The sequence below is a fragment of the Flavobacterium sp. LHD-85 genome, assembly GCF_030929595.1.
Lineage (GTDB): Bacteria > Bacteroidota > Bacteroidia > Flavobacteriales > Flavobacteriaceae > Flavobacterium.
Genome location: NZ_JAVFVR010000001.1, coordinates 754,885 through 776,071 on the forward strand (window position 1 = coordinate 754,885; position 21,187 = coordinate 776,071).

At 32.8% G+C, this 21,187-nt stretch carries 20 protein-coding genes; 11 read left to right on the forward strand and 9 right to left on the reverse strand.

Features of this window, described 5'->3' with window-relative positions; all coding sequences use genetic code 11:
* Nucleotides 1-14: 14 nt before the first annotated feature.
* On the forward strand, nucleotides 15-1,250 hold the full coding sequence (gene rodA, locus RB618_RS03185) for a rod shape-determining protein RodA (protein ID WP_308067441.1): 1,236 nt from the start codon (nucleotides 15-17) through the stop codon (nucleotides 1,248-1,250).
* Nucleotides 1,251-1,515: 265 nt separating this feature from the next.
* Here the strand turns inward: rodA and RB618_RS03190 are convergent, their stop codons facing one another.
* From RB618_RS03190 to xrtF, 6 genes are all read right to left on the reverse strand, one after another.
* Nucleotides 1,516-2,196 carry a VTT domain-containing protein gene (locus RB618_RS03190; RefSeq protein ID WP_308067442.1) on the reverse strand — a complete coding sequence of 227 codons (681 nt, stop codon included), beginning with the start codon at nucleotides 2,194-2,196 and terminating at the stop codon, nucleotides 1,516-1,518.
* Nucleotides 2,197-2,329: 133 nt separating this feature from the next.
* The gene (locus RB618_RS03195) at nucleotides 2,330-2,671 is read right to left on the reverse strand and encodes a heavy-metal-associated domain-containing protein (RefSeq protein WP_111426071.1); all 342 of its coding nucleotides are present in this window, start codon (nucleotides 2,669-2,671) and stop codon (nucleotides 2,330-2,332) included.
* 43 nt (nucleotides 2,672-2,714) lie between these two features.
* Nucleotides 2,715-4,721: a TonB-dependent receptor domain-containing protein gene (locus RB618_RS03200; protein ID WP_308067443.1), complete on the reverse strand. Its 2,007-nt coding sequence runs from the start codon at nucleotides 4,719-4,721 to the stop codon at nucleotides 2,715-2,717.
* Nucleotides 4,722-4,839: 118 nt separating this feature from the next.
* The gene (locus tag RB618_RS03205) at nucleotides 4,840-5,238 is read right to left on the reverse strand and encodes a hypothetical protein (RefSeq protein WP_308067444.1); all 399 of its coding nucleotides are present in this window, start codon (nucleotides 5,236-5,238) and stop codon (nucleotides 4,840-4,842) included.
* A gap of 46 nt (nucleotides 5,239-5,284) precedes the next feature.
* The gene (locus RB618_RS03210) at nucleotides 5,285-5,731 is read right to left on the reverse strand and encodes an exosortase F system-associated protein (RefSeq protein WP_308067445.1); all 447 of its coding nucleotides are present in this window, start codon (nucleotides 5,729-5,731) and stop codon (nucleotides 5,285-5,287) included.
* Nucleotides 5,721-6,257: an exosortase family protein XrtF gene (gene xrtF, locus RB618_RS03215; RefSeq protein WP_308067446.1), complete on the reverse strand. Its 537-nt coding sequence runs from the start codon at nucleotides 6,255-6,257 to the stop codon at nucleotides 5,721-5,723. Before xrtF ends, RB618_RS03210 begins: the two co-directional genes overlap by 11 nt.
* Nucleotides 6,258-6,327: 70 nt before the next feature.
* On the opposite strand from xrtF, the gene RB618_RS03220 reads away from it, so the two are divergent.
* The 9 genes from RB618_RS03220 to RB618_RS03260 all read left to right on the forward strand — a co-directional run bounded on the left by RB618_RS03220 (nucleotide 6,328) and on the right by RB618_RS03260 (nucleotide 18,189).
* Nucleotides 6,328-6,783, forward strand: coding sequence for a GAF domain-containing protein (locus RB618_RS03220; RefSeq protein WP_308067447.1), 456 nt, complete (start codon nucleotides 6,328-6,330; stop codon nucleotides 6,781-6,783).
* Nucleotides 6,784-6,816: 33 nt separating this feature from the next.
* On the forward strand, nucleotides 6,817-7,509 hold the full coding sequence (locus RB618_RS03225; RefSeq protein WP_308067448.1) for a hypothetical protein: 693 nt from the start codon (nucleotides 6,817-6,819) through the stop codon (nucleotides 7,507-7,509).
* A gap of 174 nt (nucleotides 7,510-7,683) precedes the next feature.
* Nucleotides 7,684-7,950, forward strand: coding sequence for a 30S ribosomal protein S15 (gene rpsO, locus RB618_RS03230; protein WP_308067449.1), 267 nt, complete (start codon nucleotides 7,684-7,686; stop codon nucleotides 7,948-7,950).
* A 179-nt stretch (nucleotides 7,951-8,129) separates the two neighbouring features.
* Nucleotides 8,130-10,274, forward strand: a complete 2,145-nt coding sequence (locus tag RB618_RS03235) for a polyribonucleotide nucleotidyltransferase (protein ID WP_308067450.1) — start codon at nucleotides 8,130-8,132, stop codon at nucleotides 10,272-10,274.
* Between the two features lie 314 nt (nucleotides 10,275-10,588).
* A complete protein-coding gene (locus RB618_RS03240; protein ID WP_308067451.1) occupies nucleotides 10,589-11,332 on the forward strand; it encodes a hypothetical protein in 744 nt (247 codons plus the stop codon).
* Nucleotides 11,333-14,113: a TonB-dependent receptor domain-containing protein gene (locus RB618_RS03245; protein WP_308067452.1), complete on the forward strand. Its 2,781-nt coding sequence runs from the start codon at nucleotides 11,333-11,335 to the stop codon at nucleotides 14,111-14,113. It abuts the gene before it with no gap.
* 4 nt (nucleotides 14,114-14,117) lie between these two features.
* On the forward strand, nucleotides 14,118-15,344 hold the full coding sequence (locus RB618_RS03250) for a DUF4249 domain-containing protein (RefSeq protein ID WP_308067453.1): 1,227 nt from the start codon (nucleotides 14,118-14,120) through the stop codon (nucleotides 15,342-15,344).
* A gap of 14 nt (nucleotides 15,345-15,358) precedes the next feature.
* Nucleotides 15,359-17,152 (forward strand): hypothetical protein, encoded by a 1,794-nt coding sequence (locus RB618_RS03255; RefSeq protein WP_308067454.1) that lies wholly within the window; start codon nucleotides 15,359-15,361, stop codon nucleotides 17,150-17,152.
* 173 nt (nucleotides 17,153-17,325) lie between these two features.
* Nucleotides 17,326-18,189, forward strand: coding sequence for an RNA polymerase sigma factor RpoD/SigA (locus RB618_RS03260; RefSeq protein ID WP_007804760.1), 864 nt, complete (start codon nucleotides 17,326-17,328; stop codon nucleotides 18,187-18,189).
* Nucleotides 18,190-18,194: 5 nt separating this feature from the next.
* Here the strand turns inward: RB618_RS03260 and RB618_RS03265 are convergent, their stop codons facing one another.
* On the reverse strand, nucleotides 18,195-18,350 hold the full coding sequence (locus RB618_RS03265; protein WP_308067456.1) for a hypothetical protein: 156 nt from the start codon (nucleotides 18,348-18,350) through the stop codon (nucleotides 18,195-18,197).
* Between the two features lie 237 nt (nucleotides 18,351-18,587).
* Between RB618_RS03265 and rpe the strand changes: the two genes are divergently transcribed.
* On the forward strand, nucleotides 18,588-19,250 hold the full coding sequence (rpe, locus tag RB618_RS03270; RefSeq protein WP_308067457.1) for a ribulose-phosphate 3-epimerase: 663 nt from the start codon (nucleotides 18,588-18,590) through the stop codon (nucleotides 19,248-19,250).
* Between the two features lie 61 nt (nucleotides 19,251-19,311).
* Here rpe and glsA read toward each other — a convergent pair whose 3' ends face one another.
* Nucleotides 19,312-20,325, reverse strand: a complete 1,014-nt coding sequence (glsA, locus tag RB618_RS03275) for a glutaminase A (RefSeq protein ID WP_308067458.1) — start codon at nucleotides 20,323-20,325, stop codon at nucleotides 19,312-19,314.
* Nucleotides 20,326-20,384: 59 nt separating this feature from the next.
* On the reverse strand, nucleotides 20,385-21,170 hold the full coding sequence (locus RB618_RS03280) for a DNA/RNA non-specific endonuclease (protein ID WP_308067459.1): 786 nt from the start codon (nucleotides 21,168-21,170) through the stop codon (nucleotides 20,385-20,387).
* Between the last annotated feature and the right edge of the window lie 17 nt (nucleotides 21,171-21,187).

Consider the following 21,187-nt stretch of genomic DNA (forward strand, 5'->3'; position numbering starts at 1 on the left):
GAGGATTATTTCAAATGAAAAATCAAAGTGTAAAAAATAATATTGATTGGATAAGTGTCTTTATCTACATTGCGCTGGTAACTTTGGGTTGGCTGAATATCTATTCGTCTTCTTTATTATCAACCGATGGAACATACCAAAAACAGCTTATTTTTATCTGCTGTACTATTCCATTGATATTTGTTGTTCTTTTTGTCGACGGTAAATTTTATGAAAAATATGCCAGTATCATCTTTGGTGTTTCCTTATTATCTCTTGCGGGATTGTTTCTCTTCGGAAAAACCATCGCAGGACAGCGATGCTGGTACGCTATAGGAAGTTTTACTTTACAGCCATCTGAGTTTGCAAAGGCTGCAACTTCTCTGGCATTGGCCAAATACTTGAGCGATACACAAATCAACTTAAAAGAAACCAATAGGCAAATTCAGGCTCTAGCTATCATGCTTTTGCCAGTTATACTGATTTTACCACAGCCAGACCCTGGAAGTGCTTTAATCTATAGCGCATTCATCCTTGTTCTATATAGAGAAGGGTTACCTTCTTGGTACGTATGGACAGCATTTATAACTATTATTCTTTTCGTTCTTACTTTAGTTTTAGAACCATACGCTGTTATTGGAATGGCTTTTGTCGTATTGGCAATTATACACTTTAAAGGCAGAGTAGTTGACAGAAATATCATTTTAAGCGGAATTTTATTAGTCCTAATCTCTGGATTCGTTTTCTCCGTTGATTATGTATTTGATAACGTTTTCAAACAGCACCACAGAGACCGTTTCAATATTCTACTAGGCAAAACTGTAGATATGAAAGGGATTGGATACAATACCAACCAATCTGAAATTGCCATTGGATCTGGAGGATGGATCGGAAAAGGCTTTCTTGAAGGCACACAAACCAAAGGAGGATTTGTTCCTGAACAACATACCGATTATATTTTCACAACTGTTGGTGAAGAATGGGGTTTTGCAGGTTCGTTTGTTGTTATTCTACTTTTTGTGAGTTTATTGCTTAGAGTGATTTACTTAGCAGAAAGACAGAAGACAAAGTTTAGCCGGGTTTACGGTTATTGTGTGGCAGCGATTCTCTTTGTGCACTTCTTCGTAAATATCGCAATGGTAATTGGAATTTTCCCAACAATCGGGGTTCCTCTGCCGTTCTTTTCATATGGAGGTTCCGGACTCTGGGGATTCACTATTTTGTTGTTTATTTTCCTTAAAATGGATGCCAATAAAGTGAACGAATGGTAATAATTTAAAAACATTCAATTTTTAATTCCCAAATTCCAATTTAAAACATCTATTATATTAAATTATAAATAGCTTCATCTAAAAGCTGTAATTACGTTTTAAAAACTAATTGCAGCTTTTTTTATTTTACATTTTTGCTCTATTACTTTTCTTTTTTAGATCCGAATAAAATATATCCATACAATAAGATAACAGACTTTAAAACAACTAGCATAAAAAAATCCGAAGCTTAAAAGCTTCGGATTTTTTATTATTCTTTACCTGATTATATTTCTTCGTGCGGTCTCTTTTTCAAAAGCTTCACTAGAACCGGGAATGTCGAAATGATAATAATAATGATAATGATATATTCAATGTGTTTCTTTAAATCTATTCCTTGTTTTAAGAAAACGCCGTATAAATAATGTCCTGCGAAAATTAAAATAAATGACCACAGAAAAGAACTTAAAACATTGTAAAACATAAACTTTTTTCTATCCATTGAAACAATTCCGGCAACAATTGGAGCAAACGTTCTGAAAATTGGCAGGAAACGCGCGTAAATAATTGCCTTTCCTCCATATTTTTCAAAGAAGTCTTTTGATTGCAACAAGTACTTTTTCTTAAACCAGAATGTATCTTCTTTTTTGAATAAATAGTAACCGCTTTTTGCTCCAAACCAATAACCAGTCATGTTACCCAAAACTCCCATTACAGCAACAGCTGTTGCAAGCAGAAATACATTTAGAAAGTCATTTGGAATATAGGCAACATTTTCTATTAAATCGCGACTGTAAATACCTGCTAAGAAAAGTAAACTATCTCCAGGAAGAAAAAAGCCTGCAAAAAGTCCTGTCTCAGCAAAAACTATAAACAGAACAATAAACAACCCAATTTGAAAACCTCCAACGCTTAAAGTAATATAAAATTCAGGGTTTAGTAACTGAGTCCATTCAAAATTATTCATAAATGTGATTGGTTATTTTTTATAGTTCGTGAAAGTAACAATAATTTACCTTAACCACAATAAAATGCGGTATTTTAAACATAAATTAACTATTAAAAAAAGCCCAAACTAATTGTTTGGGCTTCTCGATTTATTATTCTCTTACATACTTGCAACAACTGTGAAGGTTGTCATAATCTTCAGTTGTTGCTTTAACTTCCTTAGTATCATGACCTGCCTTTGCAATTGCTTTATTCAAATCAGAAGGAGAACATTTCTCCTCGTTCAGAATTACCGAAAGCTGATGCGAACTTACATCCCAGCTTGCCGTTTTTACTCCTGGAACACCATAAGCGGCTTTCTCAATTCGCTTCTTACATTGTTCACAATTTCCGTTTACTTCTGTGGTATATTTTAAGTTCTTGTTTTTCTTAGTTTGAGCTTGAGCTGAAAACCCTAAAAAAACCATCATTGCAATTAAAACTATTTTATTCATTGTATTTATTTTTTATTGTTATTGAAATTGATTTTTGAAATTGTTATTTAATTTTAAATCTTAATCCTGCATAATACATCTGTCCAAAAATTGGAGCGTATGCTATTGATGCATCAAAATTAGGTCCAAAAGGATCATTTGCCCCTAAAATTGCTTTTTGCTGTTTGTAATTTCCAATATTCTCCCCTCCTACATACACTTCAAAAACTGATGAAAAAACACGAGTCACCTGAGCATTCATCACAGCATATGAAGGTGAAAAATCAGGAAATTGATCTTCTGTAGGATTTGATGCTGTATAAGGCAATTGCTGTTTTCCTGACCAATTATAAGTAAAATCAAACCTCCATTGCTTATCATTATTCATCGTTGTTTCGTATTCTAAATTTCCTAAGAAACGATGTTTAGCCTGAAGCGGACGCTGGAATGTTCCTCTTAAATAATCTGTTTGAATGTCGTAATATTTATAGGCAGTTCTTAAATTTAAGTTATGAATCAATTCATAATTAAATTCTACCTGAAGGCTGTTTGCAAAAGAACTTCCTTTCAAATCATAAAACAAAACTTGTTGCGGACTTTGCATCACATCTACCACAGCCTGGTTTTGGAAATCGGTTCTATAGAGATCAAAACCTGCATCGGCGTTTCTATTGAAAAGGCGGAATTTCTGAGAAAAACTCACGCCATAATTCCATGCAATTTCTGGGTTTAAACCGTATACTTTTCCACTAGAATCTAAAATTGAGAACGTTCTTGAACTAGCAAAAAGCTGCTGATTCTCTGCAAAAATATTAGCAGAACGCTTTCCTCTTCCTGCAGAAAAACGAACTACTCCATTTTTCCAAGGATTATATCTCATGTGCAATCTTGGCGTAACAAAAACTCCTAATCGGTTATGATTGTCAACTCGTCCTCCTAAAATCAAACTAAAATTATCTGTATTATCGTAAGTATACTCAAAGAAAGCACCAACTGAATTATCAATTCTGCTAACATCTGTTAAGTTTACAAATTCTTGATATTGATCATAGGTAAAATTCAGACCAGTTGAAAATTTATGCATCGTATTATTGATGATCGAATTGAAAATCAGGTTAGAATAAAAGCTATTCTGTTTGATATCGTATTGATTTAAACCATAATATGAATCTTGTTTGTGGCTATTAAAGGCGTTTTGAAATCCAATGCTTTGATATGGCATATCCTTGAATACATATCCAATTTTTGTAGAAACATCAAACCGTTCTGTATTAATCTCTGAACCCCAATAATTGGTTGTGCCACGATCACGATCTTTGTCGAAATCAACTTCTCCGGTTTGTTTCTTATCATTCATATATCTGAAATTGATAAAACTAACCAAACCACTTTCAGGATTATAATATTGGTAACGATTTAAAACATTGATTTGTTTTCCTAACGGATTATCTAGAAAACCATCTTTGTTCATATCGTTTTTAGCCACACGCGCGTTCCCGTGAACAAACAAGCTTGTTGCCCATTTATCTGATAGTTTTTTATTGAAATGAGTATTCAATTCAAAACGAGAATCTGTCGATCCATAAGCATTCAAAAAGAAAGGAATATCATTTAAAGGCTTTAAAAGCTCAGTATTAATCTGGCCAGAAATACTTTCGTAACCATTTATAACACTTCCCGCTCCTTTAGTAATTTGAACACTTTCAATCCAAGTTCCAGGAGTAAACGACAATCCATAAGCTTGAGACGCTCCTCTTACAGAAGGAATATTTTCTTCTGTAATCATTAGATAAGGACTCGTTAAACCAAGCATTTTAATCTGTTTAGTTCCCGTTAAGGCATCAGAAAAATTAACATCGATTGACGGATTAGTCTCAAAACTTTCGGCCAAATTACAGCAAGCTGCTTTAAGCAATTCTTTACTGGTAATTACAGATGTATTGGCTGTTAATGTGAAGGATTTTTTAATTCCTTTTTGCTTTTTAGTGATTTTTACTTCTTGCAGGTCTTCCTGTGAAAAGGCACAAACAGAAAGCAAAAATGCAGCAAAAAGCATTATATTTTTTTGCATAAAAAATGATTTTAATGTTTAAATAGAACTACATTTTTGATGTTTCTTAAAAACAAAAACATTCAAAATGTACATACAAAGCCTTAATCAAGACCTGTATTGCATCTTAACATTAAAATCAGGAATAGAAAATATACTGATGATATAATTTAAATAAGGGGGGCGCATTTGCATCAGCATAATACGAAAGAACTTCTTTCTTTTTAAAAGTTGGAATTTCTAAAAAGACTAGAGGCTTGTAATCTTGTACAACAGCCGGAAAAGCAAATTGAAAAAAGAAGAATTTGATTGTTGCGTTGTCTGATTTCTTTTCGAAATGAACAACTTTATCTTTACAGCAAGAGTTTTCTTTTTCTTTAGAGCCGCAACATTTCTTTTCAACAACAGGTTCTGCCGTAGTTTTTAAAGAAACTGAAGCAATTTCTCCGCCACAATAGTGCACATCAAAAGCAAACCCTATATTGGAAACCAATAAAAGGAACGCTAAAAACAGACCTGTACACTTTTTCAAATTCATACTGCAAAGCTATTTAAAAACCGCATAAAAAAAACCTAAACAAATGTTATTTTTTAGTTTTTTGAAGCTGATAATAAAATCCTGGAATAAATAATAGCACTAAAACGGGCTGAATTAAAAATCGGCGCACATAAAAAAGAAGCCAGCCACCATCTGGAAAATATTCTAGAATAATATAGAATGCTATTAAAAACAAAACTAAAAACAAACCGTATACAAACAGGCTAAACTTAAAAATGTCCCGATCCTTAAATAAGGCAAAAATTAACCCAAGAGATAGTGCTGAGTTTAAAAAATAACGAAGAAAAAGCGACCAGAAAAGTTTTAAAGTTTCTACTTCGGGATAAGGACTTGAATGAAAATCGGCTTCAAAATACCTGAGAAAAGGATCATAAAACAATTTTCTTTCAAATGCCCTAATCAACGCCAAACCTATTACAACAATAACTGCAATAAAGATTTTAAATTTATTTTCTTTTAAATTATTTAGCATATTTTGAAAATCTATTGATCCAGAAAATCCATAAAATAAAGACATACCCATAAATCACCAAAGGGAAGAAAGTACCATGCAGAAATCGAGAATACTGACGGAAATTATATACAAGCACTATCAAAAGCGAAATTCTAATGACATTCAAAATATAAATAGATACAAGTCCTAAGATTATAAACAGAAGCGTCTTTTTAAAGTTTCCTGAAAAAGCGGCAACAAACGATACAAAAAGTATCATCACACTTACAGCGTTACACCCTTCTGTTATACGTGCTATAAATCTGCCATTTAAGATAATCTCCTGCCAAGGATTTTGCGAGCTTTTCTGAATTATAATATCGTAATTAAAAAGCTTAAGCAACTGCTCTGAATTTTGTCCTGCTAGTGTTGTTACGGCATCAAGTTCTTCTGCTTGATAGCTGTTTAAAAACAACTTATAAAGCAGCGTAAGAACAATATATGTCAGGAAAAAGATGCTTACAAAAGTTAAAAATGGCTTAAACTGGACTAAATATTTTTTCAAGAGATTTTTTTTTCAAATTTATGTATTTTTTGAGTTCAGCTTTAAATACTTTTGCATAAAATTTCACATTATGACATTTCAAGAATTACAACCAAAAATAAGCGCAATTATCGCTGGTAATGAAACAGATAGAGACAGAAAATTATTAGCAGTATGCCAACTTTTAAACGAAAACGTAGAATATTACAACTGGGTTGGATTTTATTTTGCTAATCACGACGCTAAAACTTTACATTTAGGGCCTTACGTTGGCGCGGAGACGGATCATACTGTTATCCCATTTGGAAAAGGAATTTGCGGACAAGTTGCTGAAAGCAATGCTAATTTTGTGGTACCTGATGTAAAAGCGCAAGACAATTACATTGCCTGCAGTTTAACGGTCAAATCAGAAATTGTAGTGCCTCTATTTGTCAATGGAGTAAACATAGGCCAAATTGATATTGACAGCCATGTAATTGACCCATTTACAGAAGCCGACGAAAGATTTTTAGAATTTGTGAATCAAGAAGTTGCTAAATTATTCTAGAAGAACTATTTTTAAGATAAAAAATAGCACTGAATGAAAAGAACCCTGCTCTTTTTCCTTCTGATAATTTCAGTCCATCTGTCTGCACAAATTAATATGGTTTCTAAAAAAATCTTTTTGGACTCCTTAAACCGTGAATGCACTCCAGAAAACTACGCCTATACAAGAGTAATTACCAATTATTCTCAAAAAAGCGTACGTTATGTAGTAACCGATTTTTATAAAAACGGCAGAAAGAGAATGACAGGTTCTACTCTAGATCGTGATGTTTTAAAAAAAGACGGAGAATTTATTTACTACTATAAAAATGGGGCGAAAGAAACTGTAGTCAATTATTCTGAAGATCATAAAAACGGAAAAGAGATTAACTGGTATGAAAACCAAAGCAAAAAGTGTGAAAAACAGAATCTATGGGATCCGAAAACAAAAAAAACACAAACTTTGGTTCTTAACTGCTGGGATGAAGATAAAAGCCAAACCGTAGTTGACGGAAATGGAGATTATGAAGAAACAGATCACTCTGTAACACAAAAAGGAACTCTAAAAGACGGATTGAAACAAGGCGTTTGGGAAGGAAATGATGCTGCTCGAAAAATTACTTTTGTAGACAATTACGATCGTGGGGTGCTAATTTCGGGCGTAAGCACCGATGCAAACAATATCAAATTCTCATATTCTTCTTTAAGCGAAAAACAATCTGGAAAAAAAGCGCAGAAATTAAAATAGAAAACAACCTTAAAAAATCAAAAAAGGGAATGTAAATCATTAAAAACAAATTTATTACACCTTATTATTAGATTCTTCTATTTTTTTTTGATTTTTCTGTTTTTTTAATCTAATTTTGCACCCGTCTTACAAAAGTTGTATTGACATACATAAAAATCATTAAATAATATTGGAATGTATTTAACTAAAGAAAAGAAAGAAGAAATCTTCGCACAACACGGTGGTGCAACAAACACTGGAAACGCAGAAGGTCAAATCGCGTTGTTCACTTACAGAATTTCTCACTTAACTGAACACTTGAAAAAAAATCGTCACGATTACAACACTGAGCGTTCTCTTGTACTATTAGTAGGTAAAAGAAGAGCTTTGTTGGACTACTTGAAAAAGAAAGATATCAACAGATATCGTGAGATTATCAAAGTATTGAATATCAGAAAATAATCAATATAGAAAAGAGGTGCGAGAGTGCCTCTTTTTGTTTTTACATTACAGCTATTTATAATAAGCATATTACAAGAAAAAAAGTTTGGTTTTTCATTGGGTTTTAGATAACAACAACTACACACAACAACAACTACAACACAACTAAAACCCATTGTATAATCAAAAAGGAAAAATTTATGATTCCACAAGTTTCACAAGAAATTATCGATTTAGGAGATGGAAGAAGCATCTCAATCGAAACTGGTAAATTAGCAAAACAAGCCGATGGTTCAGTTGTTGTACGTTTAGGAAACTGTATGCTTTTGGCAACAGCAGTTTCTGCAAGAACATCTAACCCAGGTGTTGACTTTTTACCATTAACGGTAGATTACCGTGAAAAATTTGCTGCTGCAGGACGTTTCCCAGGAGGATTTTTCAAAAGAGAAGCTAGACCTAGCGACAGCGAAGTATTAACGATGAGATTAGTAGACCGTGTATTACGTCCACTTTTCCCAGACGATTACCATGCTGAAACTCAGGTTATGATTCAATTAATGTCTCATGATGACAATGTTATGCCAGACGCATTAGCTGGTTTAGCAGCATCTGCAGCATTAGCTGTTTCTGACATTCCATTTTACAACTTGATTTCTGAAGTACGTGTTGCGCGTATCGACGGGAAATTAGTAATCAACCCTAGCAGAGAAGAATTAGAAAAATCTGATATCGACATGATGATTGGAGCTTCTATGGATTCTGTTGCAATGGTTGAAGGTGAGATGAAAGAAATTTCAGAAGCTGAAATGGTTGAGGCAATTAAATTTGCTCACGAAGCAATTAAAGTTCAAATTGTTGCTCAACAAAAATTAAGAGCAAAATTAAGCTCTCAAGAATACAGAACTTACGAAGGTGAAATTGAAGACGAAGCTGTTTACGCTAAAGTAAAAGCTGCTGCTTATGACAAATGCTATGCAATTGCACAAGAAGCTTCAGGAAAAGCTGAAAGAGGTGAAAAATTCGCTGCAGTAAAAGAAGAAGCAAAAGCTTTATTTACTGAAGAAGAATATGCTGAAAATGCAGATCTTGCTGGTTTAGTTGGAAAATACTTCTACAAAACAAACAAAGAAGCTGTTCGTAACGTAATTCTTGAAAAAGGAATTCGTCTAGACGGTAGAAAAACTACAGAAATCAGACCAATCTGGTGTGAAACTGATTATTTACCATCTGTACACGGATCTTCTTTATTTACACGTGGAGAAACTCAAGCTTTGGCAACAGTAACTTTAGGAACTTCTAAAGAAGCAAACCAAATCGACTCGCCTAGCGAGCAAGGTGAAGAGAAATTCTACTTACACTATAACTTCCCTCCTTTCTCTACTGGCGAAGCAAAACCGCTAAGAGGAACTTCAAGAAGAGAAGTTGGTCACGGTAACTTAGCTCAAAGAGCTCTTAAAAATATGATCCCAGCAGATTGTCCTTATACAATCCGTGTTGTTTCTGAAGTTTTAGAATCTAACGGTTCTTCTTCTATGGCAACAGTTTGCGCTGGAACAATGGCTCTTATGGATGCTGGAGTTCAAATGACAAAACCAGTTTCTGGTATTGCTATGGGATTAATTACTGACGGCGAGAAATTTGCTGTATTGTCTGATATCTTAGGAGACGAAGATCACTTAGGAGATATGGACTTTAAAGTAACTGGAACTGCTGATGGTATTACTGCTTGCCAAATGGATATCAAAATCGAAGGATTGCGTTATGACATTATGGAACAAGCTTTAGCACAAGCTCGTGACGGACGTTTGCACATTTTAGGAAAATTAACTGAAACTATTGCTACGCCAAGACCAGAAGTTAAAGCTCATGCACCAAAAATCATTACCAGAACTATTCCTGGAAACTTTATTGGAGCATTAATCGGACCTGGAGGAAAAGTAATTCAAGAATTACAAAAAGCTACTGGAACTACAATCGTAATCAACGAAGTAGACGAGCAAGGAGTTGTTGAAATCTTAGGAACTAATCCTGACGGTATTAAAGCAGTATTAGCTAAAATTGACTCATTAACTTTCAAACCTCAGGTTGGAGAAGCTTACGAAGTAAAAGTAATTAAAATGCTTGATTTTGGAGCTGTAGTTGAATATACTGCTGCGCCAGGAAACGAAGTATTACTTCACGTATCTGAACTGGCTTGGGAGCGTACTGAAAATGTTGCTGACGTAGTTAAAATGGGAGATGTTTTCCAAGTGAAATACTTAGGAGTTGACCCTAAAACTAAAAAAGAAAAAGTGTCTAAAAAAGCACTTGTTCCAAGACCTCCACGTGAGGATAAAAAAGAGTAATCAGATCTTAGTTTACTAAAGGTTTATTTATAGAAAACCCCAATTCTTAATCGAATTGGGGTTTTTCAATTTAAAGAAACAACAAGTCCTCTCTTTACTTTAATGTTTCGAAAACTGAAAATTATTAGAATAGATAACTTCTCCAATTAATCTGGATTTTCAACACCAAAATATACTATAAGTATAGTTTTTTTTCGTTTCAAGCAAATTCCATAGAACTTTTATTACATTTTAACACTATAACGTGATTTTTATAACATTTTTTTAATACTTTTGGAACCAATCAATCCAAAAACAAAAAAATCACATTTCCTTTGAAAAATTACAAAAAAAAAGCGATTTACCTATCGTTATTTACAACCCTTTTAAACATATCGTATCTACACTCACAATCTGCTGAAAAATCTTCATTATACGATTACTTCGACCAAACAGTCGGAAAAGACAATTTAAATATCAACAACGGAATAGTTCATAGCGAACCTTTTCGTCCAATTGCTGGTAAAAACAGATATTATACTGAAGAGTTTAATATTGGCGATATCAGTTTTGAGGATCAGATTTATTCTAGTGTCAATCTTAAATACGACATTCTTCTTGATCAAGTCATCTATAAACAGAATGGAGCTTCAGAAAACTTACCGATTAATTTAATCAGCGAAAAGGTTGATTATTTTTTCATTAAAAACAAAAAGTTTGTAAACATAAAACCTGATTCAAATAAAGCTATTGGCATTACCAAAGGCTTTTATGAAGAAAGCTATGCGGGCGACAACGTTTCTCTTTATATTAAACATTATAAAGAAAAAGTAAAAGTTTTCCAGTCAGATGGGGTTTACTACAATTTCATATATAAAATCAATTACTTCCTAAAGTACAACAGCCATTTCTACAAAGTAGAATCAGAAAAAGATTTCAAGAAAATTTTCCCTGACTACAAAAAAGATATCAGTAATTTTTATAATACTGATAAAAAATTAGAACGTTCCGACAAGATGAAATTCATGGAAAATCTAGCAAAACAAATCAATGGTCTTTTAAAAAAAAGTTCTAATTAAATGAAAAAAATTACTCTTATTCTATTTTTAATCGCCTTTCAACAAATAATTTATTCCCAAGTAATTAGCGACAAAATAACAGTTGAATTTAAAAATGCAAATATAAAAACTGCCATTCAAGACATCGAAAAAGTATCTTATTACAAATTCTATTTTGATGAAAAATGGCTAGAAAACGACAGTATTTCGATATCTAAACAATATAAAGAAGTTAGAATTGGTGAAGTTTTGGAAGATGTTTTTCAAAACACAAGTTTCAACTTTTATGTTTCAGAAAACAAAGTTATAGTTACAAACAACAGTATCATCTATAGTCAATTGCCAGATGATTATTTCGGAATTCCTCTTGAAAGAGACGAAAACGGAATGATCAGCCCAATTTTCTATCAGCAGTATGATTCGATCAAAAAAACCAATTCAAGAAACCCAAATAAAAACATTAGAGATATTGTTTTAATTGGTAAAGAAGTAAAAAATCAGAAAAAGAAAACCTACACCTTATCTGGTATTATTAGAGGCGGAAAAAACAATGCTGGAATTGCAAATGTTTTGGTAAAAATACCAAACACAGAATATTCTGCCACTACAGATAAAAAAGGACATTACAGTCTGCAAGTGCCTGGAGGTTTAAATGTTATAGAAACAGAAACTTTCTCTTATAATAAAGTGACTAAAAACATCATGGTTTACAATGATGGCTCATTAAACTTTTCGTTAACCGAAGATATAAATCAGCTCGATGAAGTTTTAATTAAAACAAACAAAAGCAAAACAGCAAAAGCTGCCATTACTGGCGTAACCACTATTGATGCTGAAGGAATTAAAAACGTTCCTTTAGTACTTGGTGAGCGTGACATTCTCAAAGTAGCCCTAACTATGCCTGGAATAAAAACTGCTGGTGAAGGTTCTTCTGGATATAATGTTAGAGGTGGTAAAGAAGATCAAAACTTATTTTTATTAGATCATGCTACTTTATATAACCCGTCACATTTCTTTGGTTTTTTTACAGCTTTAAATCCTTATACGACTAAAAAAGTTGATATTTATAAAGGTAGCATTCCTGCTGAATTTGGAGGTAGGCTGTCTTCTGTTTTTGACATTACATCTAAAACTGGAAGTTTCGACGAGTTTCAAGGAGAAGGAGGTATAGGACCAGTAACCAGTAATTTAATGCTTTCTACTCCTATTGTAAAAGGAAAATCTAGTTTAGTTGCAGGAGGAAGAGCAACTTATTCTGATTGGATTTTAAAAACCTTAGACGATGAAAATTTAAAAAATAGCCAAGCTTCATTTTATGATTTCATCCTTAAATACAATCATAAAATAAACGCTAAAAATGATATTGAATCTACACTTTACTATAGCCATGATAAATTTAGTGTATCATCAGATTCACTATATAAATACAGTAATAGATTAGCGACTTTAAAATGGAACCATACTTTCAATGAGAAAAACAAAGGTTCTTTGATTGTTACCAATAGCGAATACAAATTCAACATTGATTACCAATCTGAAGGAGTTAATAATTTTGATTTTGGTTATAAAATCAATGAGACTCAGGCAATGCTGAAAATGAATTATTTATATAACGAAAAACACAAATTCAGCTATGGTCTTTCTACAAAATTATATTCTGTTGACCCAGGATATTTAAATCCAACAAACCCTCAATCGACATTAGTTCCGATTGATGTTGAAACAGAAAAAGGATTAGAATCTGCAGCATATATTGGAGATAATTTTAAAATAAGCGACAAATTCTTACTTGACTTTGGTTTACGATATTCAACTTTTGCCGCTTTAGGAAAATCTACTCAGCGAATTTACGAGGACAATGTTCCTATAAGTGATGCAACTGTAATTGATACAAAAACATACGGCAATAACGAAGTAATTAAACGATACGGAGGCTTAGAGCCTAGAATTGCCGCTAGATATTTCCTTGCAGATGATTTCTCGGCAAGAGCGAGTTACGATAAAACTTATCAATACATTCATTTATTATCAAATAACACAACGCAGTCTCCAACAGATATCTGGAAACTTTCTGATCTAAATGTTAAACCAGAAAGTGCTCAGCAGGTTTCTCTGGGCTTTTACAAAAACCTAAAAGGTGGCGATATTGAATTTAGTTTAGAAGGATATTATAAGAGATCTAAAAATATCCTAGACTACAAAGTTGGTGCAGAATTATTGCTAAATGAAAATATCGAGACCGAACTTTTACAAGGAGAAGGAAAAGCTTATGGAGTCGAAGTATTAGTTAAAAAACAGGTTGGAAAATTAAACGGATGGCTTGGATATACATATTCAAGATCCTTAATAAAACTTGACAGTCAGTTTAATGAAGAAAAAGTAAATAATGGAAAGTACTTTGCTTCAAACTTTGACAAGCCTCATGATTTTAGCGCTGTTTTAAACTATAAAATTACAAAGCGCTATAGTTTTTCAAGTAACTTTACTTATCAAACTGGTAGACCAATTACGTATCCTATCGGACGATACGATTATGGCAACGAACAATATACCGTTTATAGCGATCGTAACAAATACAGAATTCCTGATTACTTCAGACTTGACCTCGGTTTGAATATCGAAGGAAATCATAAAATCAAAAAGTTGGCTCATAGCTTTTGGAATATTTCAGTTTATAATGTGTTAGGCCGCAACAATCCTTATTCTGTGTTTTTTGTTACAGATAAAGGACAGATTAAAGCTTACAAAACATCTATTTTCTCTGTTCCAATTCCAAGTATTACTTATAATTTCAAGTTTTAAAATCATGAAAAAAATTACATATAAAATCTCTCTTTTCTTAATACTCGCATTTGCAATTAGCAGCTGTACAGAACAATATGTGTTTCAGAATACTGATTTTGAAAGCGCTCTAGTAGTGGAGGGAACCATTACAAACGAACTTAAAAATCAAACCATAAGACTTTCGCAAGTTTACCAACTTGAAGAAAGCGGTCCGAGATTTGAAAAAGGGGCAAGTGTGTTTGTTTTAGACGATAAAGGAAACGAATATCAGTTTACTGAAAAAGATACGGTTTACGAATCAATTACACCTTTTAAAGCTGAACCAGGAAGAAAGTATCAGCTAAAAATCAAAACGAGAGAAGGTAAAAATTACACTTCAGACGAACAGATTTTAACTACAGAAACTAAAATTGACAACCTTACCGCAACTGTTGAAAATGTTGGTGGAGAAAGAGGAGTACAAATAAATGTAAATAGTTTTGATCCTAATAATACTTCAAAATATTACAGATATGAATATACTGAAACTTACAAAATCATTGCCCCAATGTGGGACAGTAGGGAAGCAATTATAGTCGATATTCCCGCAGATCCAGGAAATCCAATTGAAGGAACCCCTCCATCACCTGCTTCAGAAGTTATTGTTGTAAGACCAAGAAGTAAAGAAACTAAAACATGCTTTTCTTCTAAAAAATCAAATGAAATAATCTTGAACAACACCAATAGTCTTAGCGAAGACAGAGTACATTTTCCTGTACGTTTTATAAGTAATCAAAATTATATAATCACAAATCGCTATACTATTTTTGTAAAACAATATGTTCAAAGTTTAGCAGCATATACTTATTATAAAACACTAAAGGAATTATCTTCTTCAGGCAGCGTCCTTTCTCCTAAACAGCCAGGTTTTTTCTATGGAAACATGAGGTCTGTAGAAAATCCAACCGAAAAAGTCATCGGCTTTTTTGAAGTATCTGCAGTTTCATCTGAAAGAATATTTTTTAATTATGCCGATTTATTCCCGAATGAACCTCTTCCTCCATATTATGAAACCGATTGTAATATACGTGATTTCGTTGACTGTATAGGAGATCCTCCTTGTGCAGGCGTGCAGCTACGTACTGTAATAAGAAGTCGTGAACTAGTACATTTTTCATCTAATTTATCTTCATACGGATTAGTAAAGCCTGCTTGTGGAGATTGCACAACATTTTCATCTAATATTGTTCCTCCTTTTTGGATAGATTAATCTTTATAAAATTCATGAAACACTTTTCAATATATAATCAAACCAATATTCTAGGCAGAATAAAGCATTTGTTGATTTTAATGTTTTTATTAATTCAAAGCGGATTTATCTATGCTCAGAATTCACAAAACAGGAATGATATACCAACCATTTCAACGCAAGAAACTATTTTTCTTCATTCAAACACAACTAGCTTTTTGACTGGAGAAACATTGTATTTCAAACTGTATTGTTTAAACCCGTTAAACAATAAAACCAGCCAAATAAGCAAAATTGCTTATGTTGAATTAATTGACAGTGAGAAAAAATCACTTCAAAAAAATAAAATATATCTTGATAACGGAATTGGAACTGGAGAATACTTTATTCCAACGACTTTAAAAACTGGGAATTACAAAGTCATTGCTTATACAAAATGGATGCTGAATAATCCCAATTCGCAAAAACATGAAATAGATATTTTCATTATCAATCCGTTTCAAACTCAAGAGCCAAATGATAATATAACATTTGACCTTGTTAACCCGCAAAATACTGCAACAGCAGTTCAAACTGTAAATTCAAATACAGGAAATGATAAAAGAATTGATTTTGAATTTGACAAAGAAGGCTATTACACTAGAGAAAAAATCAATTTAAAATTGAAGTCTTTAACTGGAACCGTTGAAAAAGGAAATTATTCTGTTTCTATTAGAAAAACAGATCAGATTCCAACTTTAAAACAGCTGACACCAGCAGAATTTGCTAAGAAATCTTCAGAAAGCTATGTTAATTTTACAACGGGTTCGTTTACTTATATTCCAGAAGTAAGATCTGAACTTATTACAGGTTATATTACATCTAGCAGTAATCAAAATATTGCTGACAAATCGATTGCTTTATCGTTACCTGGAAAAGAATATGTTTTAAAAATTGTAAAGACAAATACTCAAGGAAAATTTGCGTTTTTATTAGATCAATTCCCTAATTTCCCTAATGCAATTTTACAGGTAATTGATGAAAAAAGAGCTGATTATACAATCGTTTTAGATGCTTTTCCAAAATTTGACCCTTCATCATTACAATTTACCTCAAAACTTAATTTGTCTCCAGAGCTTAAAAAAGATATTGAAGAAAGATCTACAGCAAGCCAAATTCAAAACGCTTACTATCAAATCAAAAAAGACAGCTTAGTTACGGAAGCTGTTATGTCACCTTTCTTCAGCACAATCGAAAAAACTTATATTTTAGACGATTATACAAGGTTTCCAACTTTAAAAGAAAATATTGTAGAAGTCCTTGTAGAACTTTATTACAGAAGAAATAATGGAAAATATGAACTTCATATTAGAAACGATCAAAAAGACCTACAAATGTACGGTCCACCAATGGTTCTAGTTGATGGATTATTAATTCAGGATCCAAGTGACCTTTTTGAATACAATATGGGGAACGTAAACAGAGTAAGCCTAATTTCTGAACCTTATGTTTATGGTCCGAATCTGTATGGAGGTTTAATTAGTTTTGAAACTAAAAACAATGAATTTTCGGAGAATTATGCGAAAAAGTATTTAAAAACTATGGAAATTCAACGTCCAAATCCTCAGAAAGTATACAACAATCCAGATTATGCCGCTGGAAATAAATTACAGAGAATTCCAGATTATAGATATCAATTGTTATGGAAACCAGATATTAAATTGGACTCCAAAGAAGAAAATTTATCTTTTTACACTTCTGACATTAAAGGAAATTTTGAAGTTATTCTAGAAGGATTTACTGAAAATGGACACCCGGTATACGTTTCAAAAAATATTACGGTAAAATAATTACAGAAAAAAAACAGAAAACAAAGGCCTTGATTACATTGTAAATCAAGGCCTTTGCAATTTAACACAATTAAAATTTTTAATTTACAAAAATAAAATGTTCTTTTTTGTAACTTTTTCGATACTCCTTACGTATAACCATTTGTACACTTTAAAAATAGGGAGACAACAACATGAGACAACTTAAAATCACCAAGCAGGTAACTAATCGTGAAACTGCATCGTTAGATAAATATCTACAAGAAATTGGAAAAGTTGACCTAATTACCGCTGATGAAGAGGTAGAATTAGCACAAAGAATAAAGGCTGGTGATCAAAGAGCTTTAGAAAAACTAACAAAAGCCAACCTACGTTTCGTAGTATCTGTGGCTAAACAATATCAAAATCAAGGATTAACTCTTCCTGACTTAATTAATGAAGGAAACTTAGGTTTAATTAAAGCGGCTCAACGTTTTGATGAAACTCGTGGTTTTAAATTCATTTCTTACGCTGTATGGTGGATTCGTCAATCGATTCTTCAAGCATTAGCTGAACAATCTCGTATTGTACGTTTACCATTAAATAAAATTGGTTCTATCAATAAAATCAACAAAATGTATGCGTTATTAGAGCAATCTAACGAGCGTCCGCCTTCTGCTGAGGAAATTGCAAAAGAACTAGACATGACTGTAAACGACGTAAAAGAGTCTATGAAAAACTCTGGACGTCACCTATCTATGGATGCGCCTCTTGTTGAAGGAGAAGATTCTAACCTTTATGACGTATTGCGTTCTGGTGAATCTCCAAATCCAGATAGAGAATTAATTCACGAATCTCTTCGTACTGAAATCGAACGTTCTTTAGAAACATTAACTCCTAGAGAGGCAGATGTTGTTCGTTTGTATTTTGGTCTTGGCGATCAGCACCCAATGACTCTTGAAGAAATTGGAGAAACTTTCGACCTAACTCGTGAGCGTGTTCGTCAGATTAAAGAAAAAGCAATCCGTCGATTGAAACACACTTCTAGAAGTAAAATCCTTAAAACTTATTTAGGATAACAATATTAAATTTCAATATTTAAAACCCCAAATTCCAATCTAATTGGGATTTGGAATTTATAACTTGGAATTTTACCCCAAACAACAGTTTGATTGACTGTTCGTTTTTTGATTGATGATTGAAACTCCGGCTGATTACCGGAGTTTTTTATTTTTATCATTTAGCTGGAAGTTTTTTTAACGCAAAGAGCGCAAAGTTTTTTCGCAAAGTGCACAAAGATATTTTAACTGTTAATCCAAAAGCTTTCAAAGAATACAAAGCTTTGTGAACTTTGTATTCTCAAATAATTTTAATTAAACCTTAGCGAACTTTGCGAAAAACCTTTGCGCTCTTTGCGGTTAAATCACCACGTACCACATAAAAAAATTATCTTTGTAAAAAAACAACATACTACACAATGAAAAATACACTTATTGCTCCTTCAGTTCTTGCAGCCGATTTTGGTAATTTACAGCGTGATGCAGAAATGATTAACAACAGTCAGGCAGATTGGTTTCATATCGATATTATGGATGGCGTTTTTGTTCCGAATATCTCTTTCGGAATGCCAGTTCTGGAAGCAATTTCAAAACATGCGAAAAAATATATCGACGTACATTTAATGATTATCGATCCAGATCGTTACATTAAAACTTTTGCCGATTTAGGAGCAAATGGTTTAACGGTACATTACGAAGCATGCACACACTTACACAGAACACTGCAAGCTATCAAAGCAGAAGGAATGAAAGCTGGAGTAGCCATGAACCCTCATACCAATGTTGACTTATTAGAAGACATTATTAATGACATCGACGTTGTTTGTATAATGAGCGTAAATCCAGGATTTGGAGGACAATCATTTATTGAGAATACATATGACAAAGTAAGAAAGTTAAAAGCGCTTATTACTCGTAAAAATGCTTCAACACTAATTGAAATTGACGGTGGCGTAACCAGCAAAAATGCAAAGCAATTGGTAGAAGCTGGTGCAGATGTTTTAGTAGCTGGAAGCTTTGTTTTTAAAGCTGAAAATCCAACAGAAACAATTGCAGATTTAAAGAGTCTTACTGCTTTTTAATTTTCAAAAACAAAAAGAAAAGTCCAAAACTATTTTTGAACTTTTCTTTTTTACCTAAAACCTACTTAGGCTCAATCCAATAAGGATTTACTTTAAGTTTTTCTACAACATATTGGATAACTTTCTGAGCTTTCAAACTATTTCCAGATTCATCCAATGGTGGCGAAATAACAGCAATTCCAAATTTACCCGGACATACTGCCAACATTCCTCCTCCAACACCACTCTTTGCTGGAAGTCCAGAATTAAAAAGCCAAATTCCAGAATTATCGTAAAGACCTGCAGTTGCCATTACAGGTAAAGTATACATTACAGTTGTCTGACTAACCACCTTTTTCTTTGTAATAGGATTTATACCTCCATTTGCCAACGTCGCTGCCATTGTAGCAAGATCCTTTGCATTTACATTCAATGCGCACTGTTTTGTATAAAGATCTGTTGCTTGTACTGGATCAAAATATATTCTATTATAAGCCAATAACAAATGTGCAATAGCTTGATTTCTCAAATTATCACCAGCCTCACTAATATAAACTGGACGATTTATAGAAAGCTGTCTTCCAGCAAAGTCACTCTGAATTTGCTGTATTTCTTTCCATTTTACTATAGAATCATTACCTCGAACAAGACTCGTGGTTGCAATAGCTCCAGGATTTACAAGAGGATTGATTTTATCGCCTTTATGCATTTCTATTGCAACAATAGAATTAAATGGCAACCCAGTGGCATTCACGCCTATTTTGTCTTGCAAAAGCTGTGGCCCTTCTTGCTCAATTACTTTTGCCATAGTAAATACTTTCGATATACTTTGAATTGAAACCATCGACGTTATATCTCCTTTTGTATATATGGCCCCATCTGCAGTAACAAGAGCAATACCAAAAATGTTGGGATCAACATTGGCTAGCTCTTTAATATAATCGGCATTTTTTCCTTCTTTTAAATCTTTAAACTTATTAAAGACATCATTAAGTGTATTTTCTATATTTTGTTTATTCAGTATTGTTTGGCTATAGCCGTGGTTTATGATAAAAGAAATCATTAAACCAACAAACATCATTTTTTGCTTGTTCATTTTAAAAAAAGGCATTCTTATTTATATTCTGGATTAATTTATAGGTAAACAGTATTTAATTAAAAATCTTTACTGCTTTTTAGATTTTTAAGATTGGGGAAGAAGTCAATTCCAGTCATTTTTTCTAAAGTCTCGATCGGAACAACAAAATCATAAATTGATTTATCACTTTTTTCGTTTGGCACTAAGAAAGCAATTGCTTTATGCTCTTTACCCGTTTTTGCCAAAACAATTTTATAAAAATATTTAGGAACAGCGACTTTCTCTGTTCCTATTTTTTCGTCTGAATCTTTTGCAATTCCACCAGTTACGACATAAATATCATTGTATTTTCCTGCCCAATAACGAGTCTTCTGCTCTATTCTATTCCAAATTCCCGAATTAAAATCTTTTTTCTGAGGAGAAATATTCGACGTATAAAAAGTATCATTGTACGCCTCTTTACTAAATTCCATATCTCCTGCAGGGCAAAGATGGCCTTTATCGTAACCAGATTTTTTATAATTTCTCCAGTCGGCAGAACCTGTAGTTACTTTTGGATCTTCTATAAAATAAGGTCTTTTAAAATCATTATTTTTTAAATATTCTTTTTTCAGTTCGTATGCCACCCATTCTGCCTGCTCAAACTTTTCATTGTAAGAAAGTGTGTAGTATTGGTGTTTTACAATCTGTTTGGTTGTCGAAGTCGGGAGATAAGCAACCGTATACAGAGAATCTTTATGAGTAGAATTTTCCTTAAAAGAAACCACTTCATTACTATTTACCTCTTCATTAATTTTTGCATTTTCTTTTTTACATGATAGCAATGCAAAACTTAGCAAAATCAAACCTAAACAACCTTTCATATTTCTCTTTTAAAAAG

Excerpts from the sequence above, each read along its gene's own strand:
- RB618_RS03220 (WP_308067447.1), top strand. The coding sequence starts at position 6,328 with ATGACATTTCAAGAATTACAACCAAAAATAAGCGCAATTATCGCTGGT.
- RB618_RS03190 (WP_308067442.1), bottom strand. The coding sequence starts at position 2,196 with ATGAATAATTTTGAATGGACTCAGTTACTAAACCCTGAATTTTATATT.
- rpsO (WP_308067449.1), top strand. The coding sequence starts at position 7,684 with ATGTATTTAACTAAAGAAAAGAAAGAAGAAATCTTCGCACAACACGGT.
- rodA (WP_308067441.1), top strand. The coding sequence starts at position 15 with ATGAAAAATCAAAGTGTAAAAAATAATATTGATTGGATAAGTGTCTTT.
- RB618_RS03225 (WP_308067448.1), top strand. The coding sequence starts at position 6,817 with ATGAAAAGAACCCTGCTCTTTTTCCTTCTGATAATTTCAGTCCATCTG.
- RB618_RS03195 (WP_111426071.1), bottom strand. The coding sequence starts at position 2,671 with ATGAATAAAATAGTTTTAATTGCAATGATGGTTTTTTTAGGGTTTTCA.
- RB618_RS03255 (WP_308067454.1), top strand. The coding sequence starts at position 15,359 with ATGAAACACTTTTCAATATATAATCAAACCAATATTCTAGGCAGAATA.
- RB618_RS03210 (WP_308067445.1), bottom strand. The coding sequence starts at position 5,731 with ATGCTAAATAATTTAAAAGAAAATAAATTTAAAATCTTTATTGCAGTT.
- glsA (WP_308067458.1), bottom strand. The coding sequence starts at position 20,325 with ATGAACAAGCAAAAAATGATGTTTGTTGGTTTAATGATTTCTTTTATC.
- rpe (WP_308067457.1), top strand. The coding sequence starts at position 18,588 with ATGAAAAATACACTTATTGCTCCTTCAGTTCTTGCAGCCGATTTTGGT.
- RB618_RS03245 (WP_308067452.1), top strand. The coding sequence starts at position 11,333 with ATGAAAAAAATTACTCTTATTCTATTTTTAATCGCCTTTCAACAAATA.
- RB618_RS03250 (WP_308067453.1), top strand. The coding sequence starts at position 14,118 with ATGAAAAAAATTACATATAAAATCTCTCTTTTCTTAATACTCGCATTT.
- RB618_RS03235 (WP_308067450.1), top strand. The coding sequence starts at position 8,130 with ATGATTCCACAAGTTTCACAAGAAATTATCGATTTAGGAGATGGAAGA.
- RB618_RS03280 (WP_308067459.1), bottom strand. The coding sequence starts at position 21,170 with ATGAAAGGTTGTTTAGGTTTGATTTTGCTAAGTTTTGCATTGCTATCA.
- RB618_RS03260 (WP_007804760.1), top strand. The coding sequence starts at position 17,326 with ATGAGACAACTTAAAATCACCAAGCAGGTAACTAATCGTGAAACTGCA.
- RB618_RS03200 (WP_308067443.1), bottom strand. The coding sequence starts at position 4,721 with ATGCAAAAAAATATAATGCTTTTTGCTGCATTTTTGCTTTCTGTTTGT.
- RB618_RS03205 (WP_308067444.1), bottom strand. The coding sequence starts at position 5,238 with ATGAATTTGAAAAAGTGTACAGGTCTGTTTTTAGCGTTCCTTTTATTG.
- RB618_RS03265 (WP_308067456.1), bottom strand. The coding sequence starts at position 18,350 with ATGATAAAAATAAAAAACTCCGGTAATCAGCCGGAGTTTCAATCATCA.